This window comes from Gordonia oryzae (assembly GCF_003797185.1).
GTDB classification, from domain to species: Bacteria; Actinomycetota; Actinomycetes; order Mycobacteriales; family Mycobacteriaceae; genus Gordonia; species Gordonia oryzae.
The window spans coordinates 134,019-154,030 of sequence record NZ_RKMH01000010.1 but is presented as its reverse complement, the minus strand read 5'-3'; the positions used below and the strand labels follow the sequence as shown (position 1 = coordinate 154,030).

Sequence of the window (20,012 nt, the reverse complement as noted above, 5' to 3'; positions counted from 1 at the left end):
ATCACGAGCCCGCCACACGATGACGTCGAACATAATCGTCACCGTATTGCGACGGTTATCACCCTATTTCACTGCATCTGGGTCAGCACGGATGTCACGCGCCATCGGTACTTTCGGCTTCCTTCGAGAATCGGGGATCGCGATGACACACCGCGACCACCGGAGGAAGGTCTGCGGCCGATGATGTACCGATCGGAAGGGGTATCTCGGCCACCGATGCGATCGTTCAAAACATCACCGAGCGAAAATGGGTGATGAGACGGTCGCCGTCGATCAGGTGAAATGCGATGCCCGGTGGCTGGCCCCGGTTGATGATCTCGGTGCCCTCGAACGGGAGGTTCAGCGTGGAAGCGACGCCCGGGGCAATGGCCAGGGGTCGGTCGGCGAAGCGGGTGACGCACGCCGAATGTGCATGACCGCACACGAAGCCGACAATATTCGGGTGGGTTCTCACGAGCTCGGCCAGACGTTCCTCATCGGTTTGGCGGATGGTGTCCATGAAGGTCATGCCGATGGTGACGGGAGGATGGTGAAAGGCCACCAGGACTCGGGTATGGGCGCCGACGGCGTCGATCTGCGCCGACATCCACGTGAGGGTCTCATCGTCGAGATAGCCGTCGTTGCGACCGGGGATGGAACTGTCGACCGACAGCAATAGTACGTCCTCAAGGAGCAACGAGGCGTTGACCGGTGCCGTGCTGCGCTCGCTGCCGAGTACCTCGCTGAAGTTCTCCCGCAGGTCATGATTGCCGACGGTCACCAGCGTCGGCAGCGGTGAGTTCAGGATGCGATAGGCCTCGACGTACTCGCGTGGTGTGCCCTCGTCGGCGATGTCACCGGTGACCAGCAGTGCGTCGATTCCGTCGGCGCGCGCGTTGAGGTAGCTCAGGGTCGACTCGATCCGGGCACGGTTGAACCGTGTTCCGTTGAAATGGAGGTCGCTGATATGGGCAACGACGAACACTCACACTCCCTTGTCGACTGACCCCTGAGGCTAGCCGCATCAGATCACGCAGGCGCGCCGAGGGGGCGAACGTACGGCGCCGGGTGTGTGAGACAGCGTCCACGGCATCGACACTGATGTACCGCTGTCACCCTCGCCCGATGAGTCGACGTGGCGGGCAGATCGCCGCGCCCTACAACACCGGCAGTTCGCCCATCGCAGTATCCGGTCGTACCGACGGACCCCTCCAGGTAGCGTTGCGGTGCACCACTCCGGGCCAGGTGGCGTCGGCCGATACCGGCGGTGCGAGGTACGCCTCGGCGGGCCCGCCGGCCAGCGTGATGGTGTATCGCCCGGTGGTCTCGGTGATCGTTGCCCGTCGATCAGAGTTGATCGAGGGTGTGTCAGAGGTCGCCGGGGAGTTTGTCGCGCCGGATTCCTCGCCAGCTCGGATGTCGTAGATGACCGGTGCTCGTCCAATCCATGAACCGCACCTCGCCCACGATCTTCGGCAGTATCCACACGGCATTCGCCGCAACCGGCCGGTCCAGTTTGTCCAGAAACGGCGACCGCCGGATAGTCAGTGGCTCGAGTTCTTCTGCGAGAGCACTGAGCTGGGCCTCGGTGAAGCCGGTGCCGACCCGACCCACATAGCGCAATCCGGTCTCCTCGGGCAGTCCGAGCAGCAGCGAGCCGATGGTGTGCGCACGGTTCCCACGGCCCGGCCGCCATCCGCCGATCACCACTTCGATGTCGCTCCAGTTCTTGTGCTTGAGCCACGAATTCGAGCGTCGACCCTGCTGATAGGTCGACGAACGACGTTTTGCGACGACGCCTTCCATTCGGTGTTCCCGGCTGTACTCGGCGGCCGCGGCGCCCGGCCCGCGTAGCAATGGCGGTACCTCGACGTAACGGGATCGCCGGAAGGCCGGGGCGAGCTCTTCGAGCAGCTCGCGTCGCTGCGACCACGGTTTGCGCAGCAGTGACGTCCCGTTGAGGTAGAGCAGGTCGAACAGATACAGCTTGAGGGTGACGTCGTCAACGGCCGATCGGCGGCCGGCGAGCAGCGTGAAATTGGTGCGGCCGGTCGCGTCGAGGGCGACGACCTCCCCGTCCAGGACGACATCGATGAGTCCGAGTTCATCAGTGATACATGCGAGTTCGGGGAAGTCGGCAGTCATGTCCAGGCCGGAGCGCGAGGTGAGCCGGAATTCGCCGCCGATACTACGAACCAGGATGCGGTAGCCGTCCCACTTGCCCTCGAAAGCCCAGTCCTTCGAGTCGAGCTTCTCGATGGATTCATCGGTGGCCAGCATCGGGCGCGGATCACGCAAACTCTCCGGCACGATCGGCCGTGGTTCGTCGCTCATCAGGTGAGCGAGCCAATTCTTGTCGCCGGTCTTGATCAGTGCGTACCGGCCCTGGACGCGGTTACCGTGTAGCCGGACGATGATCTCGTCGTCACGCCACTTCTCGGTCTCGTAGGTGCCGCGATCCCAGATCTCGACGTGCCCGCCGCCGTACTCACCGGCCGGGATGTCACCGGCAAAGTCGGCGTAATCCATCGGATGGTCCTCGGTCTGCACGGCGAGGCGGTTCTGATCGGGATCGTCGGGCAGATTCTTTGGCACGGCCCAACTCACCAGCACGCCATTGTGCTCGAGCCGGAAGTCGTAGTGCAATCGGCGGGCGTGGTGTTCGTGGATCACGAAGATCGGCCCACCCGGCTCGTTCTCGCGCGACACTCGGGTCCCTTCGGCCCCAGATCGTGATCTCTTGAATCCGTTGTCTCTGAACCTTGTGTCACCGAAGGGCTCCGGGGTGGCCGCGGCGTTGCGTTTGCGCCGGAACTCGCGCAGGTTGATCACCTGGCTGCGCTCGGTGGAATACGACTCCGGTTGTGCCACATCGGCAGCCGAATCACCCGACTTCTCCGGACCGGCGGGGACCCCGGCGTCATCGAGCCCGGCGAGGAGATCGCCCCACTCCTCGATCCGCTCGAGGACGTCGGGGTAGAGCAGCTGCGTCAGAGCAGGATCGGCGATCTCGTCCCACGTTCGTGGTGCGGCCACCCAGGGCTGCTCGCGGCCCCGCAGCGAATACGGCGCGAGTGTGGTCTTGGACGCGCTGTTCTGACTCCAATCGATGAATACTTTGTGGGGCCGTTCGGATTTTGCCATGATCGCGGTGACTCGATCGGGATGTTGCTGGGCCAACGAGGTCGCTATCTGCTTGGCGACCGTCCGCGCCGAATCCGCCGACACCGGCGTCGGGAACCTCGCATACACGTGAATTCCCTTGCCGCCACTGGTGACCGGATACGAGTCCAGTCCGGCGGAGTCGAGCATGTCGTGGATGTCTCGGGCAACCTCACCGCACTCGGCGAGGGAGACCCCGGGCCCAGGATCGAGGTCGAGGACGAGGCGGTGGGTCTTGGGGCCCTCGGCGGCGTCGTCGGCGCGGGCGCCGTCTCGAAGCAGCCGCCATTGCGGCGTATGCAACTCGAGTGCCGCCATCTGGGCGAGCCACACCAGTGTTGCGGGTGAATCGGCCACGACGTATTCGATGATCCGACGGCTGTGGGTGACCCCGCGCCGGGTGACCCAGTCGGGAATGCCCTCGGGAACCGACTTCTCGAAGAACGGGGTGGACTCAACGCCATTGGGCCAGCGTTTGCGGGTGAGGAGACGATCGGCGAGATGGGGGAGCATCACCTCGGCGACCCGAGCGTAGTAGTCGATGACATCGAACTTGCGGGTGCCGGTCGACGGGTAGAGCACCTTGGCCAGGTTGGTCACCGCGATGGTGTGCCCATCCACCTCGAGTGTCTGCGCGGACGCCATGGTTCAAGCCTGCCACGTCCTGGAAGATGGACGTGGGACCCGCAGAGACAGGGTGAGGATGGCACAATGGCGACCATGCGCTCGATCTGGAAGGGCGATTTGAGCTTTGGTCTGGTCAACGTGCCGGTCAAGGTCTATTCGGCCACGGAAAGCCACGATCGGAAGTCCTATCAGGTCGACTCCTCCGATGGCACCCGTATCCGCTATCGACGGGTCCGGGAGGGTACCGACACCGAGGTCGAGTTCTCCGACATCGCCAACGCCTACGAATCCTCGACGGGCGACACGGTGATCCTCACCAAAGATGATCTCGCGTCCCTGCCGGTGCAGAAGAGTCCGGAGATCTCGATTCTGGAATTCGTGCCGGTCGACCAGGTCGATCCGATCTACTTCGACAAGCCCTACTATCTCGAACCGTCGTCCAAGTCACCGAAGGCCTACGTGTTGCTCGCGCGGGCTCTGCTGGAGACCGACCGGCTCGCCATCGCGTCATTCACGTTGCGCAGCCGGACCCGGATGGCGGCGTTGCGAGTCATCGAGCCCGGCGTGATGACGCTGCAGACGCTGTTGTGGCCCGATGAGGTTCGCAAGCCCGATTTCGGGTTCCTCGACGACGACGTCGAGATCCGGGACCAGGAACTGGCGATGGCGTCCTCGTTGATCGACTCGATGGCGCAGGACTACGACCCAGGCGAGTTCTCCGACACCTACCAGGAAGAGCTGGCAAAGCTCATCGACGCGAAATCCGATGGCTCCGAGGCATTCCCGGAAACCGAGGAGGATTCCGCCGAGGACGAGGACTCCGAGGTCGCCGACCTACTCGCCGCGCTGCGGGCATCGGTGAAGGACCGCGGGCCGGGCGAGGAGTCCGCCGCCGCCGACTCATCGAGGACGTCGGCGACGAAGGCCGCCAAGAAGGCTCCGGCGAAGCCGGCGGCCGCCAAGAAGGCCCCAGTGAAGAAGGCGCCGGCAAAAAAGGCGGCGTCGTCAGAATCCGCCGACGAGCCGAAGTCCGCGGCAAAGAAGACCTCACGCCGCGCGAGCTGAGCCGCTTGCCACGAAAAATGGGTGGCCGCCGAGGACTGGTGTCGGGCACGCTCGTGAGGTGAGTTCCTCGACGTCCACACTGCCGCGCGCGCTGCGTCCCTTCGGCGGTGGTCAGTACCGGTTGCTGGCAACGGGCCTGATGTTCGCGTTGTTTTCCGACGGCGTGTGGACGATCACGCTGGTGTGGCAGGTCATCGGTCTCGGCGGGGGACCGGGCCAGGTGTCGCTGGCGACCGGCTTGGCCGCGGTCGGCATGGTCATCTCGACGCTGGCCGGCGGGGTGCTCGCCGACCGCGTGTCCCAGCGCTCCATCATCGTCGGGCTCGAGGTCGTCAAGATGGCGGTCTTCGCGATCGTGGCGTTCTGCGGGATCGGCGGGGTCCTGACGATGCCCGTCGTGGCGGCGGCGGCCGTCGTAGGCGGGATCACCACGGGCATGTACTACCCCGCATACTCGGCGTTGTTGCCGGGGATCGTCGCCGCCGATGAACTCCAGGCCGCCAACGGCATCGAGGGCATCATCCGGCCGGTGCTGTTCCAGGCGGCCGGCCCGATGATCGCCGGAGTGGTGATCGCTGCCGCCGCCCCCGCCCAGGCGGCGCTGGTCGCGGCAGCGGCCAGCGTGGGTTCGGCCTTGTGTTACCTGCGGATGCGGCCGGCACCGTTGCGTCGTGACCCGAATGCTTTGCGCGGTCCCGCGGTTGCCTCGATGGTCACCGATCTGGCCGAGGGATTCGCCTACCTGTGGCGCACCCCGTGGTTGTGGTCGACGCTGTTCTTCGCGACGATTCTCGTGCTCGCGACGATGGGGCCGATCGAGGTACTCATCCCGTTCGCATTGCAGGAGCGGGTACACGGCGGTGCCGGTGACCACTCACTGGTGCTCGCGGCCTTCGGTGCGGGCGCCGCGCTCAGCTCGCTGGTGTTCGCCTCGATCCCGATGCCGCGGCGATACCTCACGTTGATGTTCGGGCTGTGGGGTTGGTCGTCGATTCCGTTGGTGCTCATGGGTGTTGCCGGGCACACCTGGGTGTTCATCGTTGCCGGATTCATCATGGGTGTGCTGTTCGACGGGCCGATGGTGTTGTGGGGCACGCTGTTACAGCGCCGCGTCCCGCCGGCACTGTTGGGTCGGGTGGCCAGCCTGGACTTCTTCGTCTCGGTGGTGCTGATGCCAGTGTCGATGGCGTTGGCGGCCCCGGTCAGCCACGCGATCGGACTCACCGCGACATTCGTGGTGTGCGGGCTGGCGCCGGCGCCCTTTGCGGTGGTCTTCTACGTCGCGGCACGCCTGTGGCGTGACGAGATTGATCACCCGCTCGATTTCTCGTCCCCCGGGCCGGCCATCGCGGTGATGCACGAGGAGATGTCGGCGTCGGCGTATGTCGACGCCCAGCGCGCCGGGGTGTCCGATCAGGACTGATCCGCTGCGCCGAGGAACTCCGCGGCGGCCTCCACGATCGCGTGCGTCAGCGCCGAGAGCAGGGGCGAGGCGAGTGTCCAGTACTGCCAGTAGAGCGGGACATCGACGCGCCGGTCGGTGAAGGTGACCAGGCGACCCGCGTCGAGCGCGTCGGTGATTTGCACCCGCGGGACCGCGCCCCAACCCATCCCGTATTCGACCGCTCGGTGGTACTCGCTGGAGGCCGGGATGTAGACCGCAGGCGGATCGGCGGGTGCTGGACTGAGCATGCGCAATACTTCGCGCTGCAATGTGTCGCTGCGGTCGTACTGCACCATCGGCGCCCGGGCCAGCGCGGCCTCCGTCGGGCCGTCCGGCATCCATCGGGCCAGGTAGTCCGGGGTGGCGACGGGGATGTAGCGCATGACGCCGAGCATCTGCATCCGGCAGCCGCGGATGCGGTCCGGGACGGAGCTGATGGCTCCCAAGACCTCACCGCTGCGCAGATGCTCGGCGTTGCGGCTCTCGTCGTCGCGGATCACTTCGACGGCGGCCGGGTGGCCGTGGTGGAACCGGGCCAGTGCGGGCAGCAGCCATGTGGCCAGTGAATCGGCGTTGGCCGCGATCGGCAGATGCACGAGGGACTTGTCGGCGTCGTGCGCGCCGGAGGTGGCTCCCGCCAGCTCCAGGTGCGCCTCGGTGGCCAGGAGTTCCCACTGTTCGGCCAGACGGAGCAGCACCTCCCCGTCGCGCGTTGCCCGCACCGGTTTGGTGCGCTGGACCAGCACCCGACCGACGGAGTGCTCCATGGCCTTGATGCGCTGGCTGATCGCCGACGGCGTGACGTGCAACTGTGCCGCCGCGGCCTCGAAAGTGCCCGCACGCAACACGGTCGCCAGCGTATGTAGGCCGTCCTGACTGAGATTCATATGAAGTCATTCTAATGATTCATGAGAAACATTTGCTGGCCTTCGGATTGGCGCGATCCTAGCGTCGAAGTCATGAACGCATTCCTGCTGCCGGCACTGGCCGGACTGCTGACCGGCGCCGGGCTGATCATCGCCATCGGACCGCAGAACATCTTCGTCCTGCAGCAAGGGGTGCGACGTGTCCATGTGGCCCCGGTGGTGGCGGTCTGCGCGATCTCCGACGTCGTGCTGATCACCGCGGGGGTGGCCGGCCTCGGCGCACTAGTGAGCGCCCACCCGAGCGTGGTGACCGCGGCCAAGTACCTCGGCGGGGCCTATGTGATCGTGCTCGGGGTGATGGCCGCCCGACGCTGCCTGGCCAGTCGGGAGGCGATTGTGGAGAACGCCGGTGAGGTCGCCACGGCGAGCCGCTGGGCGGCCGTAGGCACGGCGTTAGCCCTCACCTGGCTCAATCCACACGTCTATCTCGACACCGTGCTCACGATGGGTGCCATCGCCAACAGTCATGGAAATGGCAAGTGGTTCTTCGCAATCGGCGCCTGCTGTGCGAGCCTGATCTGGTTCTCACTCCTGGGCGGCGGCGGTCGCCGCATGGCACCGATTTTCGCCACACCCGTCGCATGGCGCATCCTCGACGCCGTCGTCGCCGTGGTCATGATCGGCATGGGCGCTGCGCTGGTGGGGTCGGCGTAGGGCATCGACACCGGTGCGTTTGTGTGTCGACCTCGGCGATGTGTGTCCTGCAGGACACACAAACCCGAAGTCGGCACAGATTCGCAGCGCCTCGCGGGCTCAGACCAGGCCGTGCCGATACGCGTAGGCCACCAGCGCCGCACGGTCGCGGCACGCGGTCTTGGCGAGCAGGTGATTGACGTGGGTCTTGACGGTGCTCACGCCGACGACGAGGTGCGCGGCGATCTGTTGATTTGACATCGCCTGTGCGATCAGACCGAGCACCTGCACCTCGCGCTCGGTAAGGCCGTCGGGCGCCTCGGTCGGTGCTGCCGGCGCTGCCGATCGCTCGTGGGCCAAGACCGCGCGCAACGCCTTCTCGTCGAGCATCGACCGACCGCCGGCCGCGGCGAGCACCGCCGCCTCGATGGCCTCGGGATCGGCGTCCTTGTTGAGGAAGCCGACGGCCCCGGCGTCGAGGGCCTCGACGATCGTGGTGTCGTCGTCGTAGGTCGTCAATGCGACTGCGGCAGTGCGTGATCCGTCGGCGCGTAGCCGTCGTATTCCCTCGACGCCACCGATGCCGGGCATGCGGAGATCGGTGAGCAGTACGTCGGGGTCGGTCTCGGCGACGAGGTCGAGGGCCGATTCGGCCGAGGCCGCCACCCCGAGGACATCGATGGTGTCGAACAGCGAGAGCATCGACCGCAGGCCCTCGCGCACCACGGTCTGATCGTCGGCAATGACCACCGTCACCGTCACGTCATCACCCTCACGTCGTCACCGCCATGATGAGCTCGAAACCTTCCTCGCACGGGCCGTGGGTCAGCCTACCGCCGGCCGCCGCGACCCGTTCGGCGAGACCGGCCAAACCGTATCCGCCGCTGTCGTGTTCGCGATCGGTGAACCCGTCGGGATCGCCGACGGAGAGCATCCGGAGGCCCTCGGGTCCGAACTCGATGCGCACCGGTGCGCCCGCGGCGTGGCGTAACGAGTTGGTCAGCCCCTCCATCACCACCGATCGAGCGATTGCGGCCCATCCGGTGTTGAGATCGTCGGGCGAACCCGCGACCGCCACCTGCAATCCGGTTGCTGTACCGAGGCGTTTCAGGGTCGGCTCCAGCCAAGCGCTCAACGGTGCGGCGCCCGCAGCGGGCCCGTCGCGCAACGATCGGACCGCTTCTCGGGCCTCACCCAGGCCATCTTTCGCCAAGGTTGTTGCGGTGTCCAGCTTTTCGGCGAGTTCGGCCGAAACGCCCTCGCGTCGGGCGACGAGCGCCGCGCCCTGCAGGGTGATGATCAACCCGGACAAGGTGTGGGCGAGTACGTCGTGGAGTTGGGCGGCGAGCACCCGACGGTTCTCCGCCTCGACGGCACGCGCGCGCTCGGAATCGATGATCTCCCGTTGTGCCGCAGCGACTTCGGCGACCTCGCGCCGATAGCGCCGAAGATGCACCCAGCCGAACACCACCACGGCGACCATCAGGTTGATCGCCAGCGTCTGGCCGGAGTGAGGTAGTTGCCACCAGTGGACCGTCAGTGCGAGCATCGGGACGGCGGCCAGGGCGGCGGTCATGGTGAGGACAACGGGCGCGAGCGCGGACGCGGCCACCCCGAGCTGGGGAACCCACAGGGTCGCGCCCCCGGCGAAGGCGACGCCGACGATCGAGGTGGCCCCGATGACGATCGCCGAGTCGCCGAGTGAGGTGGAGGGGAGAAAGCGCGGCTCGGCCGTGGGATGCATGCCCCCACGCACCAGGCAGACCACCAGGACCGCGGTGGCAATCCAGCCCGGCGCTGCGCGCCACGGTGGCACCGATGTCGTGTCGAGTACTGCCGAGACGATCACCAGCGCGCAAACCACATACCGCACCGCAAGGATGTCGGGGCTCGCCCGTCCGGGGTTGAGAACACGCGCAATCCTGGGCACGACTTACCGTATCGAGAGTGTGCCCGCTCGCCGAGTCGCACGCGTGGAGATCAACCCGGAATCCACCCGGGGGTGGACGACCTCGTCGCGAGAGTTCGCCAGAGTGAAGGCATGACAACAAACACAGCTTTGCCCATCGCGATCGGCGTCATCGTTCTCGGCTACATCTTCTACCGACAACTGATCGAGCGGCCGATCAAGGACAACCCGCTCAAACTTCCGGCGATCCTGCTGGTGATCGGTGTCATCAGCACCGTGAACTACCTGCAACACGTGTCGCAGGTGGCGGTTGGTGAGGTCGTCTCGACCCTGCTCGGGTTCGTCGTGGCCGCGCTCATCGCCGTTCCGCGCGGCTACACGATGCACATCTACCGCAACGCCGCGGGGGTGATGGTGCGACGGGGTAATGCGGTGACCATCGTGCTGTGGTTCGTTGCCATCGGCGCCCACCTGGCCATCGCGGTGTTCGGCCCGACGGCCTTCGGTGAGCCACGGGGCAGCCTCGGTGGGCTCGAGAGCGCGACGATCCTGGTGTTCCTCGGCATCAGCCTCGGGGTGCAGGGGCTCGTGGCGCGCAAGCGCGTGCTCGCCCACGGCCGGACCGCACACAGCCTCGCCGTGTGAGCGGTGCGTATCTTCGACTGCGATGCCCGACGACCGACGTTGCACGGGCTGGCGACACGAGGAGGCCGCGATGACCACGCCGGGGTGGGGACGTATCCGCCAGAACGACATCTACACCGCGGGCATTCACGACCGGCGTCCCACGGTGCCCACCGATTTCGCCGAACTCGAACGCCGTGCCCGCAAGGCGATGTCGGAGCGGGCGTGGGCCTACATCGCCGGTGGTGCGGGGGAGGGGCGGACGATGGCGGCCAACCGGGCGGCCCTGGATCGGTGGGCGATCGTGCCGCGCGTGCTGCGCGATGTGTCGCGGCGCAGCCTCGAGACCGAACTGTTCGGTGCCCGGCTCCCCGCGCCGATCCTGTTCGCGCCCGTCGGAGCGGGTGGGCTGGCCATGCGTGACGCCGACGTCCACATCGGGCACGCGGCCGCCGAACTCGGTGTGCCCTACATCTTCTCCAATCAGGGCAGTGTGCCGATGGAACGGGTGGCCGCGGAGATGGATCGTGTGAAATCCGGTGCGCCACGCTGGTTTCAGCTGTACTGGTCCACCGACGACGATCTCGTCGACTCGCTGTTGCGCCGCGCCGAGAACGCCGGCGCCCAGGCCGTCGCCGTCACCCTCGACACCACGATGCTCGGGTGGCGACCCCAGGACCTCAACCGTGGGTCGCTGCCCTTCGCCCAGGGTGAGGGCATCGCCCAGTACACCTCCGATCCGCGGTTCACCGAGATCGTCGCAGGCCGCGCCGGGGGTGCGCCCGGCGAGAAACCCGAGATCTCCCTCGGCGCCCTGAAGACCCTGTTCTCCATTGCCCGCAACACGCCGGGAACGTTGCTGCGAAACCTGATCCGGCCCGAGCCGCGCGTGGGTGTGCAGACCTTCCTCGACATCTACTCGCGTCCGTCGCTGAGCTGGACCGAGATCGGCTCCCTGCGTGAGCGGACGTCGTTGCCGATCGTCCTCAAGGGAGTACTACACCCCGACGACGCCCGCGCCGCCGTCGACGCGGGTGTCGACGGCGTCATCGTGTCCAATCATGGTGGCCGCCAGATCGACGGCGAGATCAGCTCGCTCGACGCGCTCACCGACATCGCACCGGTCGTCGACGGGCGGTGCAAGGTCCTCGTCGACTCCGGGATCTACACCGGTGCAGACGCGTTCAAGGCGCTGGCCCTCGGCGCTGACGCGGTGTGCATCGGTCGTCCGCACATGTACGGGTTGGCGATCGGCGGCGCCGACGGTGCTCGTGACGTGGTGGCCAACATCATCGCCGAGCTGGATCTCACGCTCGGGCTGGCGGGGCTCACCTCGGTCGAGGAGGCGAGTGCCGACGCGCTGCGACGGATCTGACCCCGCCCACAATCTCAGACGAGTGGGCGCTTGGTCCGTATCCGCCACTTCACGTCGGCGAGCAGCAGGTTGAACGGGAAGGCGCGCAACGGCTTCGGCAGGCGTTGGATGATCGAGCGGGCAATCGCGTTGTGCACGTCGAAGAATTGCTGCTGCCACGGCTTCATCTCGATGCCCATGGCGGCGCGGAAGCCCTCGGGCAAGAAGCCGAGGGTGAAGATCTCCGAATGCCACCCGAACAGCCGGGAGACGATCGGGTGGGCGAACTCCATGCGAGCGATCGACATGAGGTGCTCGCCGATGACCGGATCGATCTCGAGCCGGTCGATCATGCCGTTCCAGTACTCGTCGAAGTCGGCGCGGGTCGCCGGCCACATTTCTCGGGGCATCTGCAGGGTGGTGCCCATGACGGCACCGGCCTGGTAGGCCTGTTCGGTGATCGCGTCGGGGTCACCGAAGATGCGCTGCACGTCCTCCCAGCCCTTGTAGAGGCAGGCCGCCACCCACAGCTGCAGTTCGGGATCGAAGGCGTTGTACTTCACCGGACTCTCGGGTGTGGAGCGCACCTTGGCGTGCGAGCGTCCGACCGCGCGGCGATAGGCCTTGCGCACCGTGGGATCGCCGCTGGCCGCGACCGCGAGGTAGGCGAGCGTGGTGCGGGTGCGCTTGACCGGATGCTTGAACAGGTTGCCCGAATCCACCCGGCTCTCGTAGACGCCGTAGCCGACGGCCGGCAGCGCCAGCTGCATGATCACGTTGGCCGGACCGGCCAGCGTCGCGATGCCCAGCATCTCCATGTTCGCCGCGGGCAGGGCGTCGAGCTCGGCCCGCGACATCCGCGCCGCGCGCGGCAGGAATTCGGTATCCGGGGCGGGAGCGGCGAGGTTGGCCTCGAGGGCGCTGTCGTGCGCCAGTGGTGAATCGCCGAGTGCCGCTGAATTACCGAGTGGCCCTGAATCGCCGAGTGCCGCGGCGTCTTGTGTGGTCATGTTCCGACCTCCGATTGGACCGGACGTACGCGACACCCCTCGAATCGCATAAATCTGGTAACGGATGTTTCCCGATTGATTGAACCTGTTCTCGCCGAACGATGTCAAGGGAGGATGACAAGATGGGAGCCGTGACCGACGGCTCCCCGCGCGATGCGCCACCGCAGGGCGAATCGGATGCCGTGCGCGCCGACCCGCACGCCGCCGGTGCGCCGCTGCGTTCCTACGGGGGTGTCGACGGCGACGAGCGCATCTCTCGTCGCAGGGCGGCGCTGATGGACGCGACGCTGGAACTCCTCGACGGTGAGGGGGTGGTGACGGTGCGCGGTATCTGCCGTGCCTCCGGGCTCAACCCCCGGTACTTCTACGAGAGTTTCGAGTCGGCAGACGCGCTGGTCGCGGCAACTTTCGACCGGGTGATCGACGAGATATCGGAGGCGGCGTTGACCGCTTTCGCCGCCGGGGTCGGCGTGGCCGGAAAGGTCTGCGGTGCCGTCGGCGCGATCGTCGACATCGTCGACGCCGACCGCCGTAAGGGACGGTTGCTGTTCTCGCCGTCCCTGCTGTCGCCGGTCGTGGCCGCCAAACGCAACGAATCCACCGGGCTGTTCGCAATGTTGACCGTGCACGCCGCCACCGACGCACTGGAGGCCGAGGTCGGTCCGGAGGCCATCGCCGCGGCCCAATTCCAGGTCGGGGGGCTCGGCCGCCTCGTCTCGGCGTGGCTTGACGACGAAATCCCGCTGGGTCGCGACGAGCTCGTCGCGCTGAGCGTGCGGCTGATGATGTCGCTGGTGGGTGCGGTTACCGATGGTGGTGACGATATGTTGGAGCCATGAGCGACGGAGTGGGTGACACAGGGGTCGAGGAGCCGACAGCGGATCCCCGGTCGGCTGATCCCGAGGGAACGCACGCGTCGACGGCCATGCCGACCACCTCGTCGTGGCGCGATTACGGCGAGGCCGAGCTGCCGGTGCCGTTGGCCGCAGCTTTGGCCGCATTCGCCGAGCACGGCTATCACGGCACCTCGGTCCGGGAGATCGCCGCACGTGCCGGACTGTCGGTGCCCGGGTTATATCACCATTACCCGTCCAAGCAGTCGCTGCTCCAGGGGCTGCTCGAGCGCACCATGACCGATCTGCTGGCACGTTCGGAGCAGGCGGTCCGCGAGGCGGGTCCGGAGCCGGTGAAGCGCTTCGATGCCGTCGTCGAGTCGCTGTTGCGTTTCCACATGTATCGCCGCGAGCAGGCCTTTGTCGGGTCGACCGAGATCCGCAGCCTCGAGGACTCCTATAAGCAGACCTACATCGGGCATCGGGACCGACAACAGCACATTGTCGACGAGATCGTCTTCGCCGGCGTGGCGGCGGGCGACTTCGAGACCGAGTACCCCAAGGACGCCGCGCGGGCTGTGGCCACCATGTGTGTCGGGGTGTCGACCTGGTTCAAGCTCGACGGCGAACTGGGCGCCGACGAACTGATCCGGCGAAACCTGGTTCTCGCCCGCGAGATCGTCGGTTACCGGCGGAGCTGACCGGAGCGCTTGACCTGCGACCGGTGGGATGGCAAGGTGTGGTCGACAGAGCGAACGCTCGGTCGGCGCGGGCTGATCGGGCTTCAGTGGAGGAGACCTCATGCCGATTGACCTGAGTTACGACGCCGACGTTGAGGATCTGGTCACCAAGACCTCCCGCTTCATCAAGGAGTATGTGCTGCCGATCGAGGAGCGCTTCGGTGGCGACATCGAGGCCGCGGGCGGCGACGAGATCCGCCGGGAGATGAACGCCAAGGCCAAAGCCGAGGGCATCTTCGCGCCGCACGCGCCGGTGGAGTTCGGCGGGCTCGGGCTCAACATGTCCGACCGCGTCCCGGTCTTCGAGGCAGCCGGTTACTCGACCTTCGGTCCGGTCGCGTTGCACATCGGCGCGCCCGACGAGGGCAATGTGCACATGCTCGCCCACATCGCGAGTGAGGAGCAGCGACACGCCTACCTCGCGCCCCTGGCTGCCGGCGATGTGCGCTCGGCGTTCGCGATGAGCGAGCCGGCTCCCGGCGCCGGCTCGGACCCCAACGCCCTCGCCACCACCGCCACCAAGGTCGATGGTGGCTGGAAGATCAACGGGGAGAAGCGATTCATTACCGGAGCCGACGGTGCCGGATTCTTCATCATCATGGCTCGCACGGCGGGTTCACCCGGCGACCGGGGCGGTGCGACGATGTTTCTCGCTCCGGCCGACCGCGAGGGCATCTCCGTGGGCCGCCACATCCACACCACCGACCGGTCGATGGTCGGCGGTCACTGCGAGGTCCGGTTCACCGATGTCTTCGTTCCCGATGCCGACGTGCTTGGTGAGGTCGACGAGGGATACCGCTATGCCCAGGTGCGGCTCGGTCCGGCCCGCATGACCCACGTGATGCGCTGGATGGGATCGGCGGTGCGTTGCCAGGATGTCGCCGTCGACTATGTCTCGCTCCGTGAGGGTTTCGGGGGCACGCTCGCTGACCTCGGCATGATCCAGCAGATGATCGCCGACAACGAGATCGACCTTGCCGCCGCCCGTGCCCTCCTGGTCAAGGCGTGTGCGGAGCTCGATCGCGGCGGCCACGCGTCCAACGAGACCTCGATCGCGAAAACTTTTGCTGCCGAGGCGTTCACCCGGATCGCCGACCGCTCCATCCAGATGTGTGGTGGTACAGGGGTCTCCGACGATCTGCCGCTGGCCCGCCTGCACAACGAGCTGCGACCCTTCCGCGTCTACGACGGACCGTCCGAGGTGCACCGGTGGGCGATAGCCCGCCGCACCATCGGTCGTGCCCGCAAGGCCGCTGCGGCCGCGGAGGCCGCCAAGTGAGCATCGCATTTGACCCCCGGAGTGTCCTCGATCCCGAGGTTCTACGAAAGTTTTTGAAAGACAACGATGTCGACGTCGTCGGTGATCTGCAGATCGATCTGGTCAGCGGCGGCAAGTCCAACCTGACGTTCTCGGTCACCGACGGTGTGAAGAAGTGGATTGTCCGTCGCCCGCCCACCGGAGGTCTCACGCCGTCCGCGCACGACATGGCGCGGGAGTGGACGGTGACCAGCGCGCTCGGTGCCACCAACGTCCCGGTGGCACCGACCGTCGCCTTCGACGCCGACGGCGCGATCCTCGGTGCGCCGTGCACCGTCGTCGAATTCATCGACGGAACCGTCATCCGGACCGCCGCAGAACTCGACGCGCTCTCCGATGCGGAGGTCGACCGCAATCTCGACGGTCTCGTCGCCACGCTCGCCGCGCTGCATGCCGTCGACTACGAGAAAGTCGGGCTAGGCGAATTCGGGCGCCCTGCAGGCTTTGCCGGCCGCCAGGTGAAACTGTGGGCGCGTCAGTGGGGCATCGTCAAGACCCGCGAGCTGCCCGATGTGGAGCGGCTGTGTGGCATCCTGTCCGACCGCGTCCCCACCGACGCTCGCGCGACCATCGTGCACGGCGACTACCGCGTCGACAACACCATCCTCGACGCCACCGACCCCGGAAAGGTTGCTGCGGTCGTCGATTGGGAGATGTCGACGCTCGGCGACCCGATCACTGACGTCGCCCTGATGTGCATTTACCGCGAACCGGTCTTCGACACTGTTCTCGGATTCGACGCCGCCTGGACCAGTCCGCGGTATCCCTCGGCCTCCGAGATCGCCCAGCGCTACGTGACCGCGACCGGAAACGACCTGGGGGACTGGGACTTCTACCTCGCGTTGGCGAGCCTCAAACTCGGTGTGATCGCCGAGGGTATCAGCCACCGCGCACGGGCCGGGGCCTCCCCGGAGGCCGGCGCCGAGCGCGCCTCGGAGGCGACGGCGGAGTTCATCGCCGCGGGGCTGCGATTCGTGGGGTGAGCACCCGGAGGTAGCCCTACCGGAAGGTCGCGACGCCGCCGTCGCGGTCGTCGAGGTGGGTGTGCTCGTTGAACGAGACCACCGAGACGCCGCGGCGCCCGACGATCAGCTTGGTCACCGACGCGTTGATCATCGCGCGTGCGACCGCGGGCCACTGCTGTGAGGGCACATCCCACAGGTCGGCGATCCACTGGGCGATCACGCCCGCCGAGGACACCACCAGCACCGTCTGGCCGCTGCCCGCGTGGGCGGCGGCGTCGTGCCCGGCGGCGTCCACCCGCTCGCGGAATGCGCGGTAGGTCTCGCCGCTGCCGTCGTCCGCGGCATCAGCGGTGCCATCGCGCCGGATCCAGGCCGACAGCGAATCGTCGAGTTTTTTCTGGTAGGCGCGACCGTCGGCGAACTCATCCGCGCTCGCCTCGCCGACCAGCGCCGGCAGCGCGTATTCGTTCCAGCGGGGGTCGATGACCGCCTCGGGGGTGTCGTCGAAGCGGCTCAGCACCCCGGCGAGGGTGTCACGCTGACGCGGCAGATCGCCGCAGATGGCCGTCGTGATCCGCGCCGTCTGCGCGGCCAGGAGATCGCCGGTCAGACCGGCCTGCACGATCCCGGTCGGGGTGAGCCCGCCGACCTCGCCGGAGGCGCTCGCGGCGTGCGACCCGACGACCCCATATGCCTGCGGGTCGGCCTGACCGTGCCGTACCAGATAGATGACACCCATGAGGCGAGCCTATTGGTGGCCCGGTGTCGGTGATCTCGAGGGTGGTCGATGACCTCGCGAGCATCGGCGGGGGGGCAGTCCGTGGCGACGATGCCCGTGTGCGTTCCCCGACACCATGCTCTCCGCGCGGTGCGGCTGCACCCCCAAGTTTCCGCAACCCCGACGTGCACGCCGGGGAGTTCGTGCGGAGGGACGGTGCGCAGATGGCCGGCGAACCGAGTGGCCGAAGCGAATGATGAATATCTGTCTCAGCGGTAACGTTGCGCTCGTTGAACACGATTCTTTGTTGCAGTGAACCGCGATGGATTGGTCGGGACTCCGGACGTGGTGGGGAGGGACTGCGGGGTGGAGAAGACGCACACAGCTAGGTCGAACCCCGGCAAATCACACGCTGGGCAGCAACGACGTGGGGTCGGTCGTGCGCCGCTGTGGGACCTCCTCCTCGAGTGGTCACGCTCCGGTGACGAGGGCCGGTGGCTGCGCGAGTTCTGCGCGCGACGCGGGTGGGGACGACTCCTGGCCCTCTGCTGCGCGCTCGGCGGGCTGGTGATGGCTCTGGCAGCGCTGCTCAACGCGATTGTCGGGGTCCAACTGGCCTACTCGAGCAGCCGGGTGGTGATGTGGATCTCCGTTGCGGTGGGGGTGCTGTGGGCGCTGCGGTGGCTGGGGCCGTGGCCGGGCCGGCGAGAGCTCATCGGGCTGGTCATCGTCGGGGACATCGCCATCGGCGCCGCATCCCTGCAACATTCCGACCGCATCACCGGCATCGCCGGGATCTCGTTCTTCGCCGTCCTCGGCGTCGTGGTCGCACTGTTCTCCACACCGAGCGTGCAGGCCGTCCACCTTGCGGTCACCGGCGCGGTGCTTGTGGTCCTGCTGGTTCTGCTGGCCCGGGAGCAGGGTGTCGCGGTGCTCGTCGGAGCGGGATTGCCGAAGGCACTGGGGGAAATGATGGTGTGTGCGGGCCTGCCGGTCGTGCAGTTCGCCTACTGGGTGACGCGGACGAACGCCGACGACTCGCTGTGCGATCCGTTGACCGGCGTCGCCAACCGACGTGGCCTCGACGAGCATCGGGCGCGCCTCGATGCCGAGTCCGTGGCGCACCCGGCTATCGGTGATGCGTGTGGCGTGATGCTGGTCGATGTGGATGACTTCAAACATGTCAACGACACCTTCGGGCACCCTACCGGCGACGCCGTGCTCACCCGGGTGGCCGCGGTACTCACCGAGGTCTTTGGTCCCGAGGCACTCATCGGGCGCGTCGGTGGTGACGAATTCGTGGTCATCGGCCGGGTCGGCGATCACCGGTTCCGGGCATGCGCCCGCGCCGCCGCCCGTGCCATCAGTGCGTTCCCCGATCCGCCGATCACGGTGTCGACAGGAATAGCTACCGCAGCAGAGCCCTTGTCGGCCAGCCTGTTCGACGAGCTGATGGAACAAGCCGATCAGGCCATGTACCGGGCGAAGGGTCGCGGGAGCACGCGACGAGATGGGGCGGCCTCGGAGAACATCGCCTAAGGGGTTGGTGATCTAATCGGGCTGGTGCAAAGGGCTGGGGATGCTTGCGGCAGGGGCGTCGTACGGGGTGGCCGGGAGCCCGAAGCGGGCGAAGTCCAGCTCCGGGGTGTCGCTGAAGAAGGCGACGACGTGGGCGACCCCGCGGGCTTCGGGGTCGATCTCGAGAACCTGTAGCTGGAACGGACGATGGACGCCGTCGGGCCCGCGCATGTACAAACCGAAGGCCGGCGCCCCGTTGGCGATGGTGGGCAGCAGGATCTGGTCGCCTGCCTTCTCGGCAGGGCAATTGCCGCGGATGAGCGTGCCGATGGCGTCGCCACCGAGATACCAACCGGTGAACGGCGGCATCTCCCAGATTGAGGAATCGGTGAACATATCGACAATGGCGTCGACGTCGTAGTGTTCGAAGGCCGACACGTACTTGGCGAGCAGCTCGCGCTTCGCGTCGTCATCGAGTGTGGACTTCCAATGCTCCTCGGCGCGAACATTTTTCAGTTGCTCTCGAGCGCGTTGGAGCAGGCTATTGACGGCGGCGGTGGTGACGCCGATGGTCTCGGCGACCTCGGCTGCCCTCCACTGCAACACATCCCGCAGGATCAGAACGGCGCGCTGACGCTCGGGTAGGTGTTGCAGGGCGGCGATGAATGCGAGACGAATGGATTCTCGCGCGCCGACGACATAGGCGGGGTCGGCGTCGTCGCCCGGCGTGATCTCGTCGACCGTGCCGGCGAACGGTTCGAGCCAGGGGACCTCGTGGTCCTGGGCGAGGGTGTCTGTGGGGTCGTAAGCGTCGCCGCCGAGTCCGGACGGCAACAGGCGACGCTGGCTGCTGCCCAGCGCCGTCAAGCAGGTGTTGGTGGCGATCTTGTGCAGCCAGGTGCGGACCGACGCACGCCGGTCGAACTTCGCATACCCCCGCCACGCGCGTAGATAGGTTTCCTGGGTGAGGTCTTCGGCGTCGTGATGCGACCCCATCATGCGGTAGCAGTGTGCGAGTATCTCGCGGCGGAAGGGCTCGGTGGCCGCCAGGAACTCGGCGTCGGTGGGGCCGGAGGGCAGAGTCGTCGTCGGGGGAGTGGTGGTGGGGGTGACGGACATGCCGACAAGGCTACGACGCACCGGGAGGCACTTGCAGGCGATGGGCAGACCTACGACGCGCCGGCAGG

General features: G+C 66.9%; 19 protein-coding genes. 11 read left to right on the top strand and 8 right to left on the bottom strand.

Features of this window, described 5'->3' with window-relative positions:
- Positions 1-226 precede the first annotated feature (226 nt).
- Positions 227-964, bottom strand: a complete 738-nt coding sequence (locus tag EF294_RS14280) for a metallophosphoesterase (protein ID WP_123931230.1) — start codon at positions 962-964, stop codon at positions 227-229.
- Positions 965-1,104: 140 nt separating this feature from the next.
- Between EF294_RS14280 and EF294_RS21480 the strand changes: the two genes are divergently transcribed.
- A complete protein-coding gene (locus EF294_RS21480) occupies positions 1,105-1,404 on the top strand; it encodes a hypothetical protein (protein ID WP_185091090.1) in 300 nt (99 codons plus the stop codon).
- On the opposite strand, the gene EF294_RS14270 is transcribed toward EF294_RS21480, so the two are convergent.
- Complete coding sequence (locus EF294_RS14270) at positions 1,348-3,786, bottom strand: ATP-dependent DNA ligase (protein WP_123931228.1); 2,439 nt, start codon at positions 3,784-3,786, stop codon at positions 1,348-1,350. The genes EF294_RS21480 and EF294_RS14270 overlap by 57 nt on opposite strands.
- Positions 3,787-3,861: 75 nt before the next feature.
- Here EF294_RS14270 and ku point away from each other — a divergent pair, with 75 nt between their 5' ends.
- Together ku and EF294_RS14260 are read left to right on the top strand one after the other, a co-directional pair.
- On the top strand, positions 3,862-4,833 hold the full coding sequence (gene ku / locus EF294_RS14265; RefSeq protein WP_440717491.1) for a non-homologous end joining protein Ku: 972 nt from the start codon (positions 3,862-3,864) through the stop codon (positions 4,831-4,833).
- Between the two features lie 58 nt (positions 4,834-4,891).
- The gene (locus EF294_RS14260; protein WP_123931224.1) at positions 4,892-6,256 is read left to right on the top strand and encodes an MFS transporter; all 1,365 of its coding nucleotides are present in this window, start codon (positions 4,892-4,894) and stop codon (positions 6,254-6,256) included.
- On the opposite strand, the gene EF294_RS14255 is transcribed toward EF294_RS14260, so the two are convergent.
- Positions 6,247-7,164 (bottom strand): LysR family transcriptional regulator ArgP, encoded by a 918-nt coding sequence (locus tag EF294_RS14255; protein ID WP_123931222.1) that lies wholly within the window; start codon positions 7,162-7,164, stop codon positions 6,247-6,249. The genes EF294_RS14260 and EF294_RS14255 overlap by 10 nt on opposite strands.
- Positions 7,165-7,236: 72 nt before the next feature.
- Here EF294_RS14255 and EF294_RS14250 point away from each other — a divergent pair, with 72 nt between their 5' ends.
- Positions 7,237-7,857 carry a LysE/ArgO family amino acid transporter gene (locus EF294_RS14250; RefSeq protein ID WP_123931220.1) on the top strand — a complete coding sequence of 207 codons (621 nt, stop codon included), beginning with the start codon at positions 7,237-7,239 and terminating at the stop codon, positions 7,855-7,857.
- A gap of 99 nt (positions 7,858-7,956) precedes the next feature.
- Here the strand turns inward: EF294_RS14250 and EF294_RS14245 are convergent, their stop codons facing one another.
- Complete coding sequence (locus EF294_RS14245; RefSeq protein WP_123931218.1) at positions 7,957-8,598, bottom strand: response regulator; 642 nt, start codon at positions 8,596-8,598, stop codon at positions 7,957-7,959.
- A gap of 10 nt (positions 8,599-8,608) precedes the next feature.
- Positions 8,609-9,766 carry a sensor histidine kinase gene (locus tag EF294_RS14240; protein WP_123931216.1) on the bottom strand — a complete coding sequence of 386 codons (1,158 nt, stop codon included), beginning with the start codon at positions 9,764-9,766 and terminating at the stop codon, positions 8,609-8,611.
- 111 nt (positions 9,767-9,877) lie between these two features.
- Between EF294_RS14240 and EF294_RS14235 the strand changes: the two genes are divergently transcribed.
- Together EF294_RS14235 and EF294_RS14230 are read left to right on the top strand one after the other, a co-directional pair.
- The gene (locus tag EF294_RS14235; RefSeq protein WP_123931214.1) at positions 9,878-10,390 is read left to right on the top strand and encodes a hypothetical protein; all 513 of its coding nucleotides are present in this window, start codon (positions 9,878-9,880) and stop codon (positions 10,388-10,390) included.
- 70 nt (positions 10,391-10,460) lie between these two features.
- Positions 10,461-11,744: an alpha-hydroxy-acid oxidizing protein gene (locus tag EF294_RS14230; protein ID WP_123931212.1), complete on the top strand. Its 1,284-nt coding sequence runs from the start codon at positions 10,461-10,463 to the stop codon at positions 11,742-11,744.
- A 14-nt stretch (positions 11,745-11,758) separates the two neighbouring features.
- On the opposite strand, the gene EF294_RS14225 is transcribed toward EF294_RS14230, so the two are convergent.
- Positions 11,759-12,733, bottom strand: a complete 975-nt coding sequence (locus EF294_RS14225; RefSeq protein WP_123931210.1) for an oxygenase MpaB family protein — start codon at positions 12,731-12,733, stop codon at positions 11,759-11,761.
- Positions 12,734-12,855: 122 nt separating this feature from the next.
- On the opposite strand from EF294_RS14225, the gene EF294_RS14220 reads away from it, so the two are divergent.
- The 4 genes from EF294_RS14220 (at position 12,856) to EF294_RS14205 (ending at position 16,607) form a co-directional block, all read left to right on the top strand.
- The gene (locus EF294_RS14220; RefSeq protein ID WP_246007865.1) at positions 12,856-13,572 is read left to right on the top strand and encodes a TetR/AcrR family transcriptional regulator; all 717 of its coding nucleotides are present in this window, start codon (positions 12,856-12,858) and stop codon (positions 13,570-13,572) included.
- The gene (locus EF294_RS14215) at positions 13,569-14,267 is read left to right on the top strand and encodes a TetR/AcrR family transcriptional regulator (protein ID WP_123931206.1); all 699 of its coding nucleotides are present in this window, start codon (positions 13,569-13,571) and stop codon (positions 14,265-14,267) included. The genes EF294_RS14220 and EF294_RS14215 overlap by 4 nt, the downstream gene beginning before the upstream one ends.
- A 100-nt stretch (positions 14,268-14,367) precedes the next feature.
- Positions 14,368-15,585 (top strand): acyl-CoA dehydrogenase family protein, encoded by a 1,218-nt coding sequence (locus EF294_RS14210; protein ID WP_123931204.1) that lies wholly within the window; start codon positions 14,368-14,370, stop codon positions 15,583-15,585.
- Positions 15,582-16,607 carry a phosphotransferase family protein gene (locus EF294_RS14205; RefSeq protein ID WP_123931202.1) on the top strand — a complete coding sequence of 342 codons (1,026 nt, stop codon included), beginning with the start codon at positions 15,582-15,584 and terminating at the stop codon, positions 16,605-16,607. Before EF294_RS14210 ends, EF294_RS14205 begins: the two co-directional genes overlap by 4 nt.
- Positions 16,608-16,623: 16 nt before the next feature.
- Here the strand turns inward: EF294_RS14205 and EF294_RS14200 are convergent, their stop codons facing one another.
- Complete coding sequence (locus EF294_RS14200) at positions 16,624-17,328, bottom strand: histidine phosphatase family protein (protein WP_123931200.1); 705 nt, start codon at positions 17,326-17,328, stop codon at positions 16,624-16,626.
- Between the two features lie 345 nt (positions 17,329-17,673).
- On the opposite strand from EF294_RS14200, the gene EF294_RS14195 reads away from it, so the two are divergent.
- Positions 17,674-18,846 (top strand): GGDEF domain-containing protein, encoded by a 1,173-nt coding sequence (locus tag EF294_RS14195; RefSeq protein ID WP_123931197.1) that lies wholly within the window; start codon positions 17,674-17,676, stop codon positions 18,844-18,846.
- Positions 18,847-18,858: 12 nt separating this feature from the next.
- Here the strand turns inward: EF294_RS14195 and EF294_RS14190 are convergent, their stop codons facing one another.
- The gene (locus EF294_RS14190) at positions 18,859-19,944 is read right to left on the bottom strand and encodes a sigma-70 family RNA polymerase sigma factor (RefSeq protein ID WP_123931194.1); all 1,086 of its coding nucleotides are present in this window, start codon (positions 19,942-19,944) and stop codon (positions 18,859-18,861) included.
- Between the last annotated feature and the right edge of the window lie 68 nt (positions 19,945-20,012).

Excerpts from the sequence above, each read along its gene's own strand:
- EF294_RS14210 (WP_123931204.1), top strand. The coding sequence starts at position 14,368 with ATGCCGATTGACCTGAGTTACGACGCCGACGTTGAGGATCTGGTCACC.
- EF294_RS14230 (WP_123931212.1), top strand. The coding sequence starts at position 10,461 with ATGACCACGCCGGGGTGGGGACGTATCCGCCAGAACGACATCTACACC.
- EF294_RS14200 (WP_123931200.1), bottom strand. The coding sequence starts at position 17,328 with ATGGGTGTCATCTATCTGGTACGGCACGGTCAGGCCGACCCGCAGGCA.
- EF294_RS14215 (WP_123931206.1), top strand. The coding sequence starts at position 13,569 with ATGAGCGACGGAGTGGGTGACACAGGGGTCGAGGAGCCGACAGCGGAT.
- ku (WP_440717491.1), top strand. The coding sequence starts at position 3,862 with ATGCGCTCGATCTGGAAGGGCGATTTGAGCTTTGGTCTGGTCAACGTG.
- EF294_RS14220 (WP_246007865.1), top strand. The coding sequence starts at position 12,856 with ATGGGAGCCGTGACCGACGGCTCCCCGCGCGATGCGCCACCGCAGGGC.
- EF294_RS21480 (WP_185091090.1), top strand. The coding sequence starts at position 1,105 with ATGAGTCGACGTGGCGGGCAGATCGCCGCGCCCTACAACACCGGCAGT.
- EF294_RS14225 (WP_123931210.1), bottom strand. The coding sequence starts at position 12,733 with ATGACCACACAAGACGCCGCGGCACTCGGCGATTCAGGGCCACTCGGT.
- EF294_RS14255 (WP_123931222.1), bottom strand. The coding sequence starts at position 7,164 with ATGAATCTCAGTCAGGACGGCCTACATACGCTGGCGACCGTGTTGCGT.
- EF294_RS14250 (WP_123931220.1), top strand. The coding sequence starts at position 7,237 with ATGAACGCATTCCTGCTGCCGGCACTGGCCGGACTGCTGACCGGCGCC.
- EF294_RS14235 (WP_123931214.1), top strand. The coding sequence starts at position 9,878 with ATGACAACAAACACAGCTTTGCCCATCGCGATCGGCGTCATCGTTCTC.
- EF294_RS14270 (WP_123931228.1), bottom strand. The coding sequence starts at position 3,786 with ATGGCGTCCGCGCAGACACTCGAGGTGGATGGGCACACCATCGCGGTG.
- EF294_RS14190 (WP_123931194.1), bottom strand. The coding sequence starts at position 19,944 with ATGTCCGTCACCCCCACCACCACTCCCCCGACGACGACTCTGCCCTCC.